Origin of the sequence: Cognatishimia sp. F0-27 (assembly GCF_020667845.1) — a bacterium.
Classification (GTDB): domain Bacteria; phylum Pseudomonadota; class Alphaproteobacteria; order Rhodobacterales; family Rhodobacteraceae; genus JAFMPQ01.
In genome coordinates, this window is sequence record NZ_JAFMPQ010000002.1 from 220180 (window position 1) to 236330 (window position 16151).

Sequence of the window (16151 nt, forward strand, 5' to 3'; positions counted from 1 at the left end):
CCGCAGCGATGCTATAGCACCCGCCGCGCGGCAAGGAGTGCGCCGACCCACGCGCCGATGGCGTTGAACACGAGGTCAAGCGCTGTATTGATGTAGCCGCCGACATTGGTGTCGGGCACCATGACCACCGCGGTAAACTCGATCATCTCGTTCAGCGCACCAAGCCCCATCGAAGCCAGCGCCGGGAAAACCACCGCGCTTGCGGTGCCGCGCATGGCGGGAAAGTGCCGTGTCAGAAGATGGTGCAACAGCCAGGCCGCGACGCCGAAGCCATAGGCATGCACCGCCTGATCGTATTTCAGGATCGGGTTTTCGCCGACCGCGAACAGATCCAGCAGCACCAGGTTGTATAGCACGGACCCGTTGACCGGAACCCCGCCGCCAGCCATGTGCAGCAAGCCCCAGATCGACAACGCCCAAAGGATGGCTGGCGGGTATTCGGCCTTCCCGAGGCTGAACCCGACAAGCGCCATCAGGATGAGCATCGTGGCGACATAGACAATGAATTCGAGATTGCCGATCGACAGGAACCAGACCGAGAAAGCCAGAACATAGGCCGCCGTAAAGACAGCGATGATGGTTTCCATGCGATTGGGTGCGCGTGTCATGCACCCAAATTGGCAGCTTGCGGGCGCTGCGGCCTTGATACGGATCAAGCGATGTGTCGGGCGCAGCAGCGCACCGGGTCCGGATGGTGGCGATGCCGGGTCTGGCCGCGTGCCGGGACGGGACCGGGCCTTTCGGCGCGGTGCTCACCGTGGCGTCACTGGCGGTGCGACCGGCCCGTGGTGACGCAGCCTGACGCATCGGTAAATGCGCGAACCCGCGGGTGGGCCAGAGGCGCGAGCCCGCGGTGGGCAGACGCGCGAGCCGGCAAGGCAAGACGCGCAAACGGGCGCGGGCAGACGCGCGACCACACGGGTTTCCGGCTCTGGCATCCGTTCGCGTCAAGGACCTGAAACAGGCCGCACGAGAGGGGCATGGCGGCCGCGCAGTGAGGCGGCACCCGGCGGAGGTTCTGGAGCTTTGTCCGCCTGCGGGTGTGCGGGGGAGGCATGGCCGACAGCGCCAAGATGGCACCGAACACAGTGCGCTGCATCGCGGAGCCGGTGACGCGAGCCATTGCACCCTCCGCGCCGGACCGGTCGCCACACGCCGCATCGTCCGAGGCAGGCCGGCTTGCCATGACCGTGGCGCGGCCTTGACGGAAATCTTCTCTTTTCATTCGCTGGGCCGCAGGTCAGTCTCGGGGTCACGTGCGGGCGAAGAGGGGACAGGCGTGGAGTGGTTGACGGAGAGGAAAATCCCGGTCGGGGATTGGGCCGAGGCAGGCTTTGATTGGCTGCAGCGCAATGGCGCGCCGTTCTTTGACGCGCTGGCAGAAGCGATGGAGGCGCTGATCGACGCCATTCTCTGGCTCATGCAGACCCCGCATCCGCTGATTGTCGTGCTCGCTTTTGTGGCGGCTGCGTGGTGGGGCCACCGCGGCTGGAAAATCCCGCTGTTCATCGCGCTGGGGTTCCTGTTCATCCTCAACCAGGGCTATTGGGAGGAGACGACGGAGAGCCTAACGCTTGTGTTGTCCGCATGTGTCGTCTGTATGGGAATCGGCGTCCCCATCGGGATCGCCGCGGCACACAGGCCTCGCCTTTATGCTGCGATGCGCCCCGTGCTCGACCTGATGCAGACCTTGCCAACCTTCGTCTATCTGATCCCGGCGATTGTCTTTTTCGGGATCGGCATGGTTCCGGGGCTGATTGCGACGGTGATCTTTGTTCTGCCCGCGCCGATCCGACTGACGCATCTGGGGATTTCCTCGACGCCCACGGCGCTGATCGAAGCAGCGGACGCTTTCGGCGCGACACCGCGACAGAAGCTGTGGAAGGTCGAGTTGCCATCCGCGCTGCCGCAGATCATGGCCGGGCTGAACCAGACCATCATGCTGTCGCTGTCGATGGTCGTGATCGCCGCGCTTGTGGGCGCCGACGGGCTTGGCGTGCCGGTGATGCGGGCGCTCAACCGCGTCGATACCGGGCTTGGCTTCGAGGCGGGGCTGATCATCGTGGTGGTCGCCATCATGTTGGACCGCGCGCTGAGGGTCGGCAAATGAGCGCGGTGCAATTCGACTCCGTCTCGATCGTGTTCGGTGACAAGCCCGGAGCGGCGCTGCCGCTCGCGGATGCCGGGCAGTCCCGCCCGGAGATCCAGGCCGCCACGGGGCAGGTGCTGGGGGTGCATGATTGCTCGCTTGACGTCGAGGAGGGAGAGATCGTTGTCCTGATGGGGCTGTCGGGTTCGGGCAAGTCGACGCTTCTGCGTGCGGTGAACGGGCTGAACCCGGTGGTGCGTGGTGCTGTGCGCGTCCGGGACGACGGCGAGATGGTGGATGTGGCGCGGTGCTCCGCCGCGCGCTTGCGGCAATTGCGGCAAAGCCGGGTGGCGATGGTGTTTCAGCAATTCGGCCTGCTGCCCTGGCGGACGGTTGCGGAAAATGTCGGCTTTGGCCTCGAGCTTGCGGGGCGTCCGGCGGCGGACCGGGACCGGACCGTGACGGAGCAGCTGGCGCTTGTGGGGCTTGAGGGCTGGGCGGACCGCAAGGTCGGCGAGCTTTCCGGCGGAATGCAGCAGCGCGTCGGTCTGGCGCGGGCCTTTGCTACCGACGCACCTGTCCTGTTGATGGATGAGCCGTTCTCGGCGCTGGACCCGCTGATCCGGGCGCGCCTTCAGGACGAGCTTCTGGAACTGCAACACGCGCTCAGGCGCACGATCATCTTTGTCAGCCACGATCTCGACGAAGCCTTCAAGATCGGCAACCGGATTGCGATCATGGAGGGTGGCCGCATCGTGCAATCCGGCACCCCGCGGGAGATTTTCTCCAATCCGGCGTCGGACTATGTGGCCGATTTCGTGGCCAACATGAACCCGTTGGGCGTATTGACCGCGCGCGATGTGATGACCGGCGGCACCGGCGAACCCGATGACGCGCGGGTGAGCGCGGAAACCCCGATTGCAGAGCTGATGCCGCGCTTGCAGAACGGCTCCCTGACGGTGACGGAGGCGGGACAGGCGATTGGCACAATCACCGCCGAGAGCCTCGTGGCGCGGTTGACCCGCTGAGCCGTGTCCGGGGCGGGATGTGCCGCGCCCCGGGTCAGGGGATCATGCGTTTGATCGCCGTCGCATGGGCAGGTGCCGCGCCAAGCACATCCGCCGCGAGGGCGCGGGCTGCGGCGACGGGGTCTTCTGCGGTGACCATATCGATCAGCCCCCAGCCAAGCGCGGTTTCCACCGGGATTTTCTGTCCGCCCATCAGGATCATGCGGGCGCGCGACGGGTTGGTCAGCGCGGCCAGCCGCCGTGGATCCGAAGGCTGCGGCAGGAATCCCAGCTTCATCACCGGGTAGAACAGCTTGGCCCCCGGCACGGACACGCGCAGGTCGCAGGCGAGAAACATCCCCATCGCCCCGCCCGCGCATGTGCCGTTCAGCGCGCAGATGGTGAGCGCATCGAGCGCGGCCAATCCGCCGGAAAGCCGCTCCCAGAGCGGCGATGTGGCGAGCCCGGCACGGGCTGCGTCAAGATCGGCGCCCGCGGAAAAAACCTTGCCGCGCCCGGTGAGCACAAGCGCGCGGGCGTCGCCCGCGCCCTCGACGACCGCGCAGAGCGCTTCGAGCATCTCTGGGGTCAGCGCGTTGGCCTTGTCGGCCCGATCCAGCCGCACCACCCAAAGCCCGTCGGCCCCGCGTTCGCAAGCGATCATACGAGGCCGACCCGGGCGCGAATGCTCTCGTCGCGCAGGCTGATTTCGGCGCCAAGCCAGTCATCTGTTTCGGAGCCGCACATCCAGACAAGCGTTTTGGCCACCCATTCGGGCGGGATGTGGTCGGACCAATCAAGCTGGCTCACCGGGTTGATGCCGGAGGACTTGATCTCGCGCTGCATCTGGGTGGCAACGGTGCCCGGAGAGAGCGACAGCGCGCGAATCCCGGCCTCGCCATATTCCTTGTGGACCATGCGTGTGAGCATCAGCGCCCCGGCCTTCGACGCGCAGTAGTGGGACCAGGCCTCTATCGGGTTATGCGCGGCACCGGAACCGATGGTCAGGATTGTGCCACCCCCCTTGGCCTGCATGACGGGCAACGCGGCGCGCATACCGTGAAAAACCCCCTTGAGATTGATGTCGATGACATCGCCCCATGCATCGGGGTCGGCCTCTGCGAGATGCGCGATGGGTTCGATGGCTCCGGCATTGTTCACGAGGATATCAAGCCCGCCATGAGCGTCCACGCAGTTCTGGACGGCCTTTTCGACCTCCCAGTAGCGCGTGATATCGCAGGGGATGGCAACGGCGGCCTCGCCGATTTCTCCGGCCAGTTCGGCGATGGCATCGGATCCGCGGGCCACGAGCGCGACCTTGGCGCCGGCCTGTGCAAAGGCGCGGGCAGCCGCTGCGCCGATCCCCCGGCTGGCGCCTGTGATGAGTGCTGTCTTGCCTGAAAGGTCCATGCGGCATTCTCCCTGTGCTGTGCTGTGCTGTGCTGTGCTGTGCTGTGCTGTCGTTTGCTGTGCCGAGACGTAAGCCGCACGGGGTAGGGAATCCAGTCCCTTGACCGCCGGGAGATGCGCCGTGACACTGAGGCAATGAAACTCGATCACTCGGAAGGTCCATTATGAAACCGCTCAAAGGTGTTCCCGCGCTTGCATTGATTGCCATGATGCAGCCGGCTTTTGCAGATGTCTCAGCCCAACAGGTCTGGGACGATCTTGAAGCTTATCTCGAAGGCTTCGGTTATGACGTCACCGGCGACGAGGCGCTTTCCGGCGGTGTTCTGACCGTGTCGAATGTCGTGATGTCCGTCCCCGTTCCGGATGAAGAGGATGTCGATGTGGCGATCCGCATGGACAGCGTCGTGTTCACTGAAACCGGCGATGGGGCGGTCTCCGTGGCGTTCCCGCCGGTGATGCCGATCACGGTTTCCGGGCCCGAGGCCACGGTCCGCATCGATTATACCCACGACGGGCTGGAGATGATGGTGTCGGGCGATGACAGCACGCTGACCTATGCCTACAGCGCCAACCAGCTTGGCCTTGCCCTGGCGGAGCTCGTGGTCGAGGGCGAGACCATCCCGCGCGCCAATGCCCGGTTCGACGCCACGATGGGGCCGGTCGAAGGGTCGTCCTCCACCGTCTATGACGGCAGCATGCGGACGATCACGCAGGAAATGTCGCTTGGAACGCTGGCCTATTCCGGGGCCTTCACCGATCCCGACGGCGGCAATGACAGCGCGTCCATGTCCGGTGAACTGGTGGGTGTCATGGCCTCCGGCGACAGCGTGGTGCCCGACGAGCTGGACATGGAAGACATGCTGGCGGCTGTCGCGGCCGGCTTCGGCGGGTCGGGCGAGATGCGCCACGGTGGCAGCAAGCTTGAGTTTTCCGTGACCGAGCGCTCCGGTGTGACCAGCGGCCAGATGAGCTCCGGCTCGGGTCTTCTGGAGGTATCCTTCGGGGGCGAGGGGCTGTCCTACACCTTGGGCAACACCGATTTTGTCATGGCTCTGACGACGCCGGACGTGCCGTTCCCGATCAACGCGGCCATGGCAGAGACGGGCTTTACCATCGCGCTGCCGGTGGAGGCCTCCGATACGCCACAGGACGCGGCCCTCGGCGTGACGCTGGGCGGGTTCACCATGTCCGACATGTTGTGGAATATCTTTGACCCGGGCGCGGCGCTGCCGCGGGATCCGGCGACCGTTGCGCTCGATCTGACGGCGCAGGTGACGCCGTTCTTCAGCCTTCTGGATGCGGAGAAGATGGAAGAGCTTGGCATGTCGGACGAGGTTCCCGGAGAGCTGAACGCTGTGACGCTGAACGCGCTGACGGTTGAGGCGGCGGGCGCCAAGCTGACAGGCACGGGCGACTTCACCTTCGACAACACCGATCTCGAGACCTTTGACGGTATGCCACGCCCGACTGGCAAGATCGACCTTCAGGTTGAGGGCCATAACGGCCTGATCGACCGGTTGATCTCCATGGGGCTTCTTGCGGAAGAGGATGCCATGGGCGCGCGCATGATGCTGAGCATGTTCACCGTGCCGGGCAGCGGCGCGGACACGGCAACTTCGACGATCGAGATCAACGATCAGGCGCAGATTTTCGCGAACGGTCAGCGAATCCAATAACCTTCATTTTAAACGGCCGAAGGGCGCGCCGCATGTCCGGCGCGCCCTTTTTCGTGGCGGTTGTCCTCGGGCGGGCCGGGGCGTACGACCTGCGCGGGGGCTTTCCAAAGCAAGCCGGCGCGCGGGCCGCCTTGCGGCTTGGGAAAGGGCGCGCGCGACCGGCGCGGTCGGGGCTTACGTCTGAGCGCTCTGGCGCAGGGCCGGAAGCCCGACGCCGGTGCTTTCGAAGCCACCATCGGCGGCGATCACCTGGCCGGTTACATAAGACGCCTTCCTTGAGCACAGAAAGGCGATCACTTCGGCGATTTCGCGCTCCGACCCGTAGCGGTTGAGCGGAATCGCGTCATGATAGGCGTCGATGATCTCCTGCGTGTGCACCGCCATGGCCAGCTTGGTGCGCACCGGGCCGGGGCAGACCACGTTGGCGCGCACGCCCGACTCGCCATATTCCGCCGCCTGTTGCTTTGTCAGGTGGATGACGGCGGCCTTGGAGGTGCCATAGGCCACGCGCAGCGTGGAGGCGCGCAGACCCGAGATTGACGCGATATTGACGATGGCGCCCCTTGTCTTGGCGAGGTGCGGCGCGGCGGTCTGCGAACAAAAGAACACACCGTCCAGATTGGTGGCCAGAACACGCCGCCACATGGCCGTGTCGCATTCCGCGATGGGTCCGAATTCCGCAACGCCAGCGTTGTTGACCAACGCATCGATGCGCCCGGCCCATGCGTCGGTTTCGGCGACCATGGCTGTCACCGCCTCGGCATCCGACACGTCGCAGAGTATGGGCAGGGCATCCGCGTTCCGCTTGCCGGCTTCCGCAAAAAGCGCGTCGGCGTCCCGGTCGACCATGACGACGCGCCAGCCATCCGCCAGAAAGAGATCGGTCGTGGCCAGTCCAATGCCGCGGGCGGCCCCGGTGATGATGGCGCAAGGCTGTGTCATGTCGGTCCTTACCGTTGTTTGAATGGTGCGACGGGAGCGCGGCACTGTGATGCCATGCCCGGCGCGCCTGGAAAAGGGGCGGGGGCGTCAGGCGCGCATCATCTCGGGCAGGTCGCCGCCAAGCCCGGCAGCCTCGCGGATGAAGCTGCGCCGTGCCTCGGGCACAGCGTTGATCGCGGCCATGCCGAGGTCGCGCGTTGCGCGAACGAGGGGATTGTCGTTGGAAAACAGGCGGTTGAAGATGTCCGTGGCAAGCGCCAGCGTCGCCGTATCGAACCGGCGCCACTCCGCATACCGGGCCAGAACCACGGGAGAGGCGATGTCTTCCCCTCGCCGTTTCGCGTGTTTGAGAACATCGGCCAGGGCCGCGATGTCGCGCAGACCGGCATTGAGCCCCTGCCCGGCAATCGGGTGAACCCCATGCGCCGCGTCGCCGACAAGCACCAGCCGCTCGCCGGTGATCGCATTGGCCAGCGTCAGGTTGAGCGGGTAGGTGAAGCGCGCCCCGGCAATCGAGATATCGCCGAGAAAGTCACCGAACCGGGGCCGCAGGATTGTCAGGTAGTCGGCATCGTCCAGCGCGTTGAAGGCGGCCGCGTGGGCATCCGTTTCCGACCAGACGATCGAGCTGCGATTGCCAGTCAGCGGGAGGATGGCAAGCGGGCCGGGCGGCAGGAAAAGCTGATGGGCGGTGCCGTCATGGGGTTTTTCATGCGCGATGGCACAGACCAGTGCGGTCTGCCCGTAGCGCCAGCCGGTCCTGCGGATACCGGCGCGGGTCGCTGTGCCGCTCTGGCGGCCATCGGCTCCGATCAACAGCCGCGCCGAGAGGGTTTCCCCGTCCTCAAGCGTGACGAAGGCGGCGTGCGGGCTGATCTCCTGAGCGACGACGCGCGCGCCAAGCCGGTGGGTGATCCGCGGGCTTGCGGCCATGCGATCCATCAGCACGGCGCGCAGGTGACGGTCCTCGATCATGTGCCCCATCGGGCCTTCCTCGATCTCCGCGCTCTGGAAATCGAGCCCGAGGAACACCGCGGCATCGCCAACCCGCCCGTCACTGACGCGGATGCGGTTCATCGGTTGGGCATCCGGCGCCAGATCCGCCCATAAATCCAGCGCCTGCAACAGGCGCACAGAGGTCAGCGCCAGCGCGTAGCTGCGCCCGTCAAACCCGGTGGCGCGCTGCACACCCTCGGGATTGGCATCGAGAACCGTGCTGGACAGGCCGATTTCGGCCGCGGCAAGGGCAAGGGTGGCTCCGTTCAGCCCCCCGCCGACAATGATCAAATCGCTGGTCATGCGGCGCAATATGGTGGCGCGGGCGGGATTGTCCATGCGCCCCGCTGCCGCTACCTTCGCCGGATCACGGGCAATGGGAACGGATGGAATGACAAGCTGGACCAGAATGAGCGCCGCAGAGCTCGGACGCGGAATTGCCAAGCGCGAGATCGACCCGGTGGCGTTGGCCGAGCATTTCCTGATGGCGATCGAAACCCATCCGATGGCGTCCCGCATCTATGCCCGCGTCACCGCCGACCGCGCATTGGCGGAGGCGGAGGCGGCCGCACGGCGCGCGAAGGATGGCAAGCGACTGTCCTTGCTGGATGGTGTGCCGGTCAGCTGGAAGGATCTTTTCGATACGGCCGGGGTGGCCACGGAAGCGGGCTCCGCGCTGCTTGAGGGACGGATGCCCGAACGCGATGCGCCGGTTCTGGCCAATGCTACGGCGCTGGGCCTTGTGTGCCTTGGCAAGACCCATATGTCCGAGCTCGCCTTTTCCGGGCTTGGCCTGAACCCGATCACGGCCACGCCGCCTTGCGTGAACGACCATGACGCGGTTGCGGGCGGGTCGTCTTCGGGGGCGGCGGCGTCGGTTGCGTTCGGGTTGGCGGCGGCGGCGGTCGGGTCCGATACGGGCGGTTCGGTGCGCATCCCGGCATCGTGGAACGATCTGGTCGGGCTGAAGACCACGTCGGGGCGGGTGACGCTCGACGGGGTTGTGCCGCTGGCGACCAATTTCGACACCGTTGGCCCGCTGACCCGCACGGTTGAGGATGCGGCGCTCATGCTTGCGGTGATCGAGGGGCATTCGGCGCTCGATTTGCGCGGCTTGCCGGGTCTCAAAGGGCGGCGGCTCGGGGTGCTCAAGACCATCGTGGAGGATGACATCCGGCCCGGGCCGGAGGCGGCCTATCGTGGCGCGCTCGACCGGCTCGAAGCGGCGGGGGCCGAGCTCGTTCCGGTCGCGTTTCCGGCGCTTGAAGGGCCGATGGGCGATGCGGGCATCCTCTATACCACCGAAGCCTGGGCAATCTGGGGCGAGGCGATCGAGGCCAACCCGGATGCGATGTTTGCGCCGATTCGCGAGCGCTTCGAGGCAGGGCGGTCGCAGGATGCCGCAAGCTATGTGCGTGCATGGCGGCGCATGATGGCGGTCCGCGCGGACTGGGCGGATGCGATGGCGGGGTTTGACGCAGTGCTCTGCCCGACGGCCCCGAACTTGCCGCCGAAGATCGACGAGTTGATGAAGCAGGGTGATTATTACGTGACCGAAAACCTGCTGACGCTGCGCAACACGCGGGTCGGCAACCTGATGGGGTTGTCCGTGTTGACGGTGCCGACCGGTGTGCCGTCCTGCGGCATATCCCTCATGGGGCGCGCGATGGGCGAAGACGGGCTGCTTCAGCTTGGCATGGCGGTCGAAGCCGCGCTGCGCTGAGGCGAGAGCGGGCGACAGGATCCGGCGTGTCGGCGGGGGTGACGGTGCAATGCGCCCGCCGTGCCGAAGCGCGTCGGCGCCGCCGCGCGGATGAGGCTTTCGGGCCACATTGAGGCGCGAAGACGCGGCCATTCTGGACAGAAGGGGGGGCACTTCCCTATCCTGTCCGCAAGCGAGGCGTCCATGACTTCGCGTATCTGAGGCAGTGAAAAGCAGTTGTCGATGTTCCCCGAGCGGTTCTCGAACCTTCCGGCCTATGCGTTCCCGCGTTTGCGGGCGCTTCTCGACGCGCATGCGCCGGGCGGTCCCGTGCGCCACATGACCATCGGCGAGCCGAAACACGCCTTCCCGGCGTGGATTTCCGATATTCTCAACGCGCATATTGCGGAGTTCGGGCAATACCCGCCCAATGAAGGCACGCCTGAGTTGCGCGGCGCCATCGCGGACTGGATCGCGCGCCGCTACGGCGTGACGGTTGACCCTGATACGCAGGTGATGGCGCTGAACGGGACGCGCGAAGGGCTTTATAACGCCGGCATGGCCCTCTGCCCCGAAGCCGTTGCGGGCGCCCGCCCGGCTGTGTTGATGCCGAACCCGTTTTACCAGGTCTATATGATCTCGGCGATTTCGGTCGACGCGGAGCCGGTCTTTGTGCCGGCAACCGAAGAGACCGGGCATTTGCCCGATTTTGCAGCCCTGGATCCGGCGGTGCTGGATCGCACCGCGCTGTGCTATATCTGCTCGCCAGCCAATCCCCAGGGCGCGGTGGCCGATGAGGCCTATTGGCGGGCATTGATCGCGCTGGCGGAACGGCATGATTTCCGCATCCTGGCGGATGAGTGCTATTCTGAGATTTACCGCGATACCCCACCGCCGGGCGCCTTGCAGGTGGCCGCCGAGGTCGGGGCCGATCCGGAGCGGGTGGCAATTTTCCATTCGCTGTCCAAGCGTTCCAACCTGCCGGGGTTGCGCGCGGGTTTCGTAGCGGGAGGGCCGGAAACGATCGCGCGGATGAAGCAGTTGCGGGCGTATTCGGGTGCACCGATCCCGCTGCCATTGCAACGCGTGGCCGAAAAGGTCTGGGCGGACGAGGCGCATGTGGAGGACAACCGCGCGCTTTATCGCGAGAAGTTCGAAACCGCGGATGCCCTTTTTCGCGGTGTGAACGGCTATCGCGCGCCGCAGGCCGGTTTCTTTCTGTGGTTGCCGGTCGAGGACGGCGAGCAGGCCGCGCTCAAACTCTGGACAGAGACCGGCGTGCGCGTGCTTCCCGGTGCCTATCTTTCGCGCGATACGGATGCCGGGAACCCCGGCCAGGGATATATTCGCGTGGCGCTGGTCGCCCCGCATGACGACATGGCGGAGGGGCTAAGGCTCATCCGTGACAGCCTTTACCGCGCCTGAGATGCAGGCGGCGCGGCGCATAAAGGCCTACAGACAAGAAAAAGACGCGGGTCGGGCCTGTCCTGATACCGGCAAACAATGAGGCGGAGCATGGCATCTTATCAATCACGGGGGCGCGACCCTCTCTTTGACAGTGAAACCGCGGTTGTTCTGGAAAAACGGGGCCGCGAGCTTGTTGGGGTTGTGCTTGCGATCCTCGGCCTGATGGCCGCGGCGATGATCTGGTCCTACACGCCGGAGGATCCGAGCTTCCTGTCGGCGACCGATGCTCCGGTGCAGAACTGGATGGGTCGGATCGGGGCGTCCATCGCGGCGCCGCTCTTCATGATCGTGGGGCAGGGCGCCTGGGCGATTGCGGCTGTCTTGCTGGTGTGGGGCGTCCGCCTTGCCACACATCGCAGCGAAGGCCGTGTCTTTGGCTGCATGATCTTTGCCCCGATCTGGGTTGCGCTGGCCTCTGTCTATGCCGCCGGGCTGAGCGAAACCGCGGGTTGGAGCCACAATTTCGGGCTTGGCGGTCTGTTCGGCGATATGATGATGGGCTCGCTGCTTAACCTGCTGCCGGTGGCGCCCGCGTTCGGGCTCAAGCTCATTCAGGTCGTGCTGAGCGTGGTGATCCTCGGCTTTGGCGCGTTTGTTCTGGGCTTCACGCGGCCGGAACTGCGCGCGATATTCAGGTTCCTCGTGGTGGGCGTCGTGATGAGCTATGCCACGTTGATGCGGCTTTTGGGGCGGACAGCGGGCGGGGCCGGCGCCTTGGCCGCAAAGATGCAGGCGGCTCAAGCGGACCGCCGCGCCGAGAAGGCGCGTCTGGCACAGGAGCGCGCGGAATGGGAGGCAGCGCAAGCCGCTGTGCCCGAGCCCGAAAGGGCCGCCGCCCCGGCCAAGCGGGTGCGTCGCGCACCCATGCCTGCCGAGCCTGTCCTTGCCGATGAGGACGACCTGGAAGCCGAGACGCTGTTTCATGAGCCGCCGGTCGAAAAGACCGGCCTTCTGGCGCGGATGCCGTCCCTGATGCGCCGCCCCGACCCGGCTGCCGATCTTCCCGAGCCGGAACTGGTCGAGACCACCTTGCTGACCGACGATATGGACGGGCCGGGAGAGGACCGCGTCAAGGCGCGGATCGCCGATGCCGTGAAATCGCGGCTGCGCGCCAGCCGCGCCCCGGTCAACCCGTCCAAACCCGTCGATCCGAGCAAGCCGCTGACCAAGGGGCGCGGCTTTGGCCCGCAACCCTTGATCCTCAACGCGCGCCCGAGCGCGGCCGCAACGCGGGTCGAGCCGCCGCTGACCGCCGGTGCGGCTGCGGCTGCTGCCTCTGCGTCAACGGCAGCGGCCAGTGCCGGTATCAGGCCGCCGGTTGCCGTGCCTGTCGCCGGTGTGGACCGTGCCGAAGCGCCGCTTGCCCATGTGGCGCCGGACACCGAAGCCCCGGTCGCCGCAGAGCCCGCGCGGCGCGTTCTGGCCCGCCAGCCCGCGACAGAACAAAAACCGGTCAATCCCGATACATTCCGGGAATTCGACGATTACGGCGATCCGGAACCGGAAATGGAGGCGGAGAACATCTTTGTGGAGGATCCCGACGCGGATGGCGTGCTCGACGACGCCGTGATCCTTGACGACAGGGCGCCCGCGCCACCGGCAGAGCCCGCCGCCATCCTGCGTGGCGGGCAGGCCGCACGTGAGCAGCACCCTGTGCCGACGCCGGAAGCCAAGCGCGTTGTGCAGCAACCCGCGCGCAAGGCGTTGACGCCGTCGCGCCGCGCCCAGGCCGAAGCCCAACCCTCGCTGCGCTTCGAGGACAAGGCGATCGACTATGAATTGCCGCCGCTGAACCTGTTGATGAGCCCGGACAAGGTCGAGCGTCATCACCTCAGCGACGAAGCGCTCGAAGAAAACGCCCGGATGCTGGAATCCGTGCTCGACGATTACGGCGTGAAGGGCGAGATCGTTTCCGTCCGCCCCGGCCCCGTTGTCACCATGTATGAGCTGGAACCCGCACCTGGCCTCAAGGCGTCCCGCGTGATCGGGTTGGCCGATGACATCGCGCGCTCCATGTCCGCGCTGTCTGCCCGTGTGTCGACCGTGCCGGGGCGCTCCGTGATCGGTATCGAACTGCCCAACGAGAAGCGCGAAATGGTGAGCTTCCGCGAGATCCTCTCGACGCGCGATTACGGCGATGGCAACCACAAGCTGCCTCTCGCGCTGGGCAAGGACATTGGCGGCGATCCGGTTGTGGCGAACCTTGCCAAGATGCCCCACCTGTTGATCGCGGGGACAACCGGTTCGGGTAAGTCCGTGGCGATCAACACCATGATCCTGTCGCTGCTCTACAAGCTGACACCAGAGGATTGCCGGTTGATCATGATCGACCCCAAGATGCTCGAACTCAGCGTCTATGACGGCATCCCCCATCTGCTGAGCCCGGTTGTGACCGACCCGAAAAAGGCCGTGGTCGCGCTGAAATGGGTCGTGGGCGAGATGGAGGACCGCTATCGCAAGATGTCCAAGATGGGTGTGCGCAACATCGACGGCTATAACAGCCGCGTGGCCGACGCGCTGGGCCGTGACGAGATGTTCGAGCGCACGGTGCAGACCGGCTTTGACGAGGAAACCGGCGAGCCGATCTTCGAGACGGAAGAGTTCGAGCCCAAGAAGATGCCGTATATCGTCGTGATCGTCGACGAGATGGCCGACCTGATGATGGTCGCGGGCAAGGAGATCGAGGCCTGCATCCAGCGTCTGGCGCAGATGGCGCGGGCCTCCGGCATTCACCTCATCATGGCGACGCAGCGCCCCTCGGTCGATGTCATCACCGGCACGATCAAGGCGAACTTCCCGACGCGGATCTCGTTTCAGGTCACCTCCAAGATCGACAGCCGCACGATCCTTGGCGAAATGGGCGCCGAACAGCTTCTGGGCATGGGTGACATGCTCTACATGGCTGGCGGAGCCAAGATCACACGGTGCCACGGACCGTTCTGCTCGGATGAGGAGGTTGAGGAAATCGTCAACCATCTCAAGGCATTCGGGCCGCCGGAATATGTTTCTGGCGTGGTGCAGGGCCCCGATGACGAAAAGGCGGACAATATCGACGCGGTGCTTGGGCTGAACACCGGCGGCAACACCGGGGGCGAGGACGCGCTCTACGATCAGGCTGTGGCGATTGTCATCAAGGACCGCAAATGCTCCACCTCCTATATCCAGCGCAAGCTGGGCATCGGCTACAACAAGGCCGCGCGCCTTGTGGAGCAGATGGAGGATGAACAGGTGGTCTCGGCGGCAAACCATGTCGGCAAACGCGAGATCCTGGTGCCGGAGCAGCATTGATCCAATGCGGCCCCCGCCGCCAGCAGTCGAGGATTTGCGCGCGCATGGACGACGCGCGCGCCTTTCCCGCGCAGGACAGACGCAAGGCCGGACGCAGCTTTGGCGCGATGGCACTTGAGCTTGAGCGATCGAATGCCCTTGCCACGGAAGACGATCTGAACGTCGCGCTGGATGTGCTGACCTGTGGCGCGGGCGTGCACAGCGACCCGCAGAGGTTTCACATGGCCCGTGCGCGTTTGTTGCAGCGTTGCTCGGTCTGCCCGACCCCGTCATCGCGGAGGATATCGCCGAGACGCTGGATATCGAGGCGGGCGGTTTGTTCGTGATGGCCGCCGCCGAAGACATGGCGCATGCCTTCACAGACCAGCCGATGCACAAGGTGATGCAGGCGCGGCGGCCATTTCGTCGGTTTTTGGGGGCGATGGCGCTGTAAAGGTACGGATCCGCTTGCATCAAAGCGGCCCGCCAGAGCCTCAAAGCCGCGAGTTTTTCCGGTTGCGCCATGCAACCGCCAGCGGCCTGCCTGTCCACTGGCCAATTGGTGGCTGAGGGCGGTGGGGCACAGAAGAACGCGATGGACGCGCCCGCGGGAGCCTATCAGATCGCGGCCTACGGTCTTGGTCTCGGTCGGTATCCTGAATGTCTCATCCTGATTGCCCCGCTGGATGGTGCATATCCCCCGGAACTGACCGATACGCCCGAGTTGAAGCTATAGCGCGGTTCTTCCCCTTGATTGGCGAAGACTCGCCCACGATATCGGATGAACGGCGCCGTGATATCGCATATCATTGCAACAGGTGCCACATAGAGTGCCAAGACGAGCAGCAAGGAGCGAAGGCAAATGCTTCGTAGATTGATCACCGCGGCGATGCTTGTGGTGCTGGCCGGTGCGGCCAGCGCGCAGCAACTCTCGCTCAACGAGATTTCTCGTTACCTCAACACGATCCAGAGCGCGCAAGGCACCTTTACCCAGATAAACGGTGACGGGACGATTTCGACCGGGACGATCTCGATCAAGCGGCCCGGAAAGGTGCGGTTTGACTACGATCCGCCAGAGCAGCAGCTTGTGCTGGCCTCCGCAGGGTCGGTTTTCATCCTCGACCGCAAGCTCGGCGGGCAGCCGGAAACCTATCCGCTGAACCAGACGCCCCTTTCGATCATCCTGGCGCGCAACGTGGACCTGACACAGGCCAACATGGTCACGGGGCACAGCTATGACGGGACGGCGACCATCGTGCGCGCGCAAGACCCCCAACGCCCGGAATACGGTTCGATCGAGCTGAAATTCACCGGCAATCCCGTGGAATTGCGACAGTGGATCATCCGGGACGGCGATGGCGGGGCAACCACGGTCGTGCTCGGCGCGCTCAACAAGACCAATCTGCCGAACCGGATATTCTGGATCGACACGGAGTTGCAGAAGCTCGACCGCTGAGCCGTCTGCCGGGCCTCTCTGGCGCGGCACCTGGTATCCAAACAAGAAACGCGCCCATCAAACGGGGCGCGTTTTGTCGTTTTGGAGCGCTGTTCTGGCGTGCCTTTTGCCCTCCGCGCTGCTGAACCGTGCTGCGCGC

14 protein-coding genes are annotated in these 16151 nt (G+C 65.3%); 9 read left to right on the plus strand and 5 right to left on the minus strand.

The features are described from left to right. Nucleotides 1–11: 11 nt before the first annotated feature. The gene (locus tag J1C49_RS02185; RefSeq protein ID WP_227444151.1) at nucleotides 12–608 is read right to left on the minus strand and encodes a DUF2238 domain-containing protein; all 597 of its coding nucleotides are present in this window, start codon (nucleotides 606–608) and stop codon (nucleotides 12–14) included. Nucleotides 609–1279: 671 nt separating this feature from the next. On the opposite strand from J1C49_RS02185, the gene choW reads away from it, so the two are divergent. Both choW and choV read left to right on the plus strand, forming a co-directional pair. Next, nucleotides 1280–2110: a choline ABC transporter permease subunit gene (gene choW, locus J1C49_RS02190; RefSeq protein WP_227444152.1), complete on the plus strand. Its 831-nt coding sequence runs from the start codon at nucleotides 1280–1282 to the stop codon at nucleotides 2108–2110. Beyond that, nucleotides 2107–3117 carry a choline ABC transporter ATP-binding protein gene (choV, locus tag J1C49_RS02195; RefSeq protein ID WP_227444153.1) on the plus strand — a complete coding sequence of 337 codons (1011 nt, stop codon included), beginning with the start codon at nucleotides 2107–2109 and terminating at the stop codon, nucleotides 3115–3117. The genes choW and choV overlap by 4 nt, the downstream gene beginning before the upstream one ends. Before the next feature lie 34 nt (nucleotides 3118–3151). Here choV and J1C49_RS02200 read toward each other — a convergent pair whose 3' ends face one another. Then, the gene (locus J1C49_RS02200) at nucleotides 3152–3760 is read right to left on the minus strand and encodes an enoyl-CoA hydratase/isomerase family protein (protein WP_227444154.1); all 609 of its coding nucleotides are present in this window, start codon (nucleotides 3758–3760) and stop codon (nucleotides 3152–3154) included. Beyond that, a complete protein-coding gene (locus tag J1C49_RS02205) occupies nucleotides 3757–4506 on the minus strand; it encodes an SDR family oxidoreductase (RefSeq protein WP_227444155.1) in 750 nt (249 codons plus the stop codon). Before J1C49_RS02205 ends, J1C49_RS02200 begins: the two co-directional genes overlap by 4 nt. 164 nt (nucleotides 4507–4670) lie before the next feature. Here J1C49_RS02205 and J1C49_RS02210 point away from each other — a divergent pair, with 164 nt between their 5' ends. Further along, nucleotides 4671–6182, plus strand: a complete 1512-nt coding sequence (locus J1C49_RS02210) for a DUF2125 domain-containing protein (RefSeq protein ID WP_227444156.1) — start codon at nucleotides 4671–4673, stop codon at nucleotides 6180–6182. Nucleotides 6183–6356: 174 nt separating this feature from the next. On the opposite strand, the gene J1C49_RS02215 is transcribed toward J1C49_RS02210, so the two are convergent. Both J1C49_RS02215 and J1C49_RS02220 read right to left on the minus strand, forming a co-directional pair. Then, the gene (locus J1C49_RS02215; RefSeq protein WP_227444157.1) at nucleotides 6357–7124 is read right to left on the minus strand and encodes an SDR family NAD(P)-dependent oxidoreductase; all 768 of its coding nucleotides are present in this window, start codon (nucleotides 7122–7124) and stop codon (nucleotides 6357–6359) included. An 87-nt stretch (nucleotides 7125–7211) separates the two neighbouring features. After that, on the minus strand, nucleotides 7212–8459 hold the full coding sequence (locus J1C49_RS02220; protein WP_227444158.1) for a UbiH/UbiF/VisC/COQ6 family ubiquinone biosynthesis hydroxylase: 1248 nt from the start codon (nucleotides 8457–8459) through the stop codon (nucleotides 7212–7214). Between the two features lie 52 nt (nucleotides 8460–8511). Between J1C49_RS02220 and J1C49_RS02225 the strand changes: the two genes are divergently transcribed. From J1C49_RS02225 to J1C49_RS02250, 6 genes are all read left to right on the plus strand, one after another. Then, nucleotides 8512–9843 (plus strand): amidase, encoded by a 1332-nt coding sequence (locus tag J1C49_RS02225; RefSeq protein WP_227444159.1) that lies wholly within the window; start codon nucleotides 8512–8514, stop codon nucleotides 9841–9843. Nucleotides 9844–10065: 222 nt separating this feature from the next. Then, entirely contained in the window at nucleotides 10066–11247 is a 1182-nt protein-coding gene (locus J1C49_RS02230) for an aminotransferase class I/II-fold pyridoxal phosphate-dependent enzyme (protein ID WP_227444195.1), read from the plus strand. A gap of 90 nt (nucleotides 11248–11337) precedes the next feature. Then, nucleotides 11338–14577, plus strand: a complete 3240-nt coding sequence (locus J1C49_RS02235) for a DNA translocase FtsK (protein ID WP_227444160.1) — start codon at nucleotides 11338–11340, stop codon at nucleotides 14575–14577. 247 nt (nucleotides 14578–14824) lie between these two features. Beyond that, nucleotides 14825–15010 carry a hypothetical protein gene (locus J1C49_RS02240; RefSeq protein WP_227444161.1) on the plus strand — a complete coding sequence of 62 codons (186 nt, stop codon included), beginning with the start codon at nucleotides 14825–14827 and terminating at the stop codon, nucleotides 15008–15010. A gap of 69 nt (nucleotides 15011–15079) precedes the next feature. Further along, the gene (locus J1C49_RS02245; protein WP_227444162.1) at nucleotides 15080–15292 is read left to right on the plus strand and encodes a hypothetical protein; all 213 of its coding nucleotides are present in this window, start codon (nucleotides 15080–15082) and stop codon (nucleotides 15290–15292) included. Nucleotides 15293–15418: 126 nt separating this feature from the next. Then, complete coding sequence (locus J1C49_RS02250; RefSeq protein WP_227444163.1) at nucleotides 15419–16012, plus strand: outer membrane lipoprotein carrier protein LolA; 594 nt, start codon at nucleotides 15419–15421, stop codon at nucleotides 16010–16012. The last annotated feature ends 139 nt before the right edge of the window (nucleotides 16013–16151 follow it).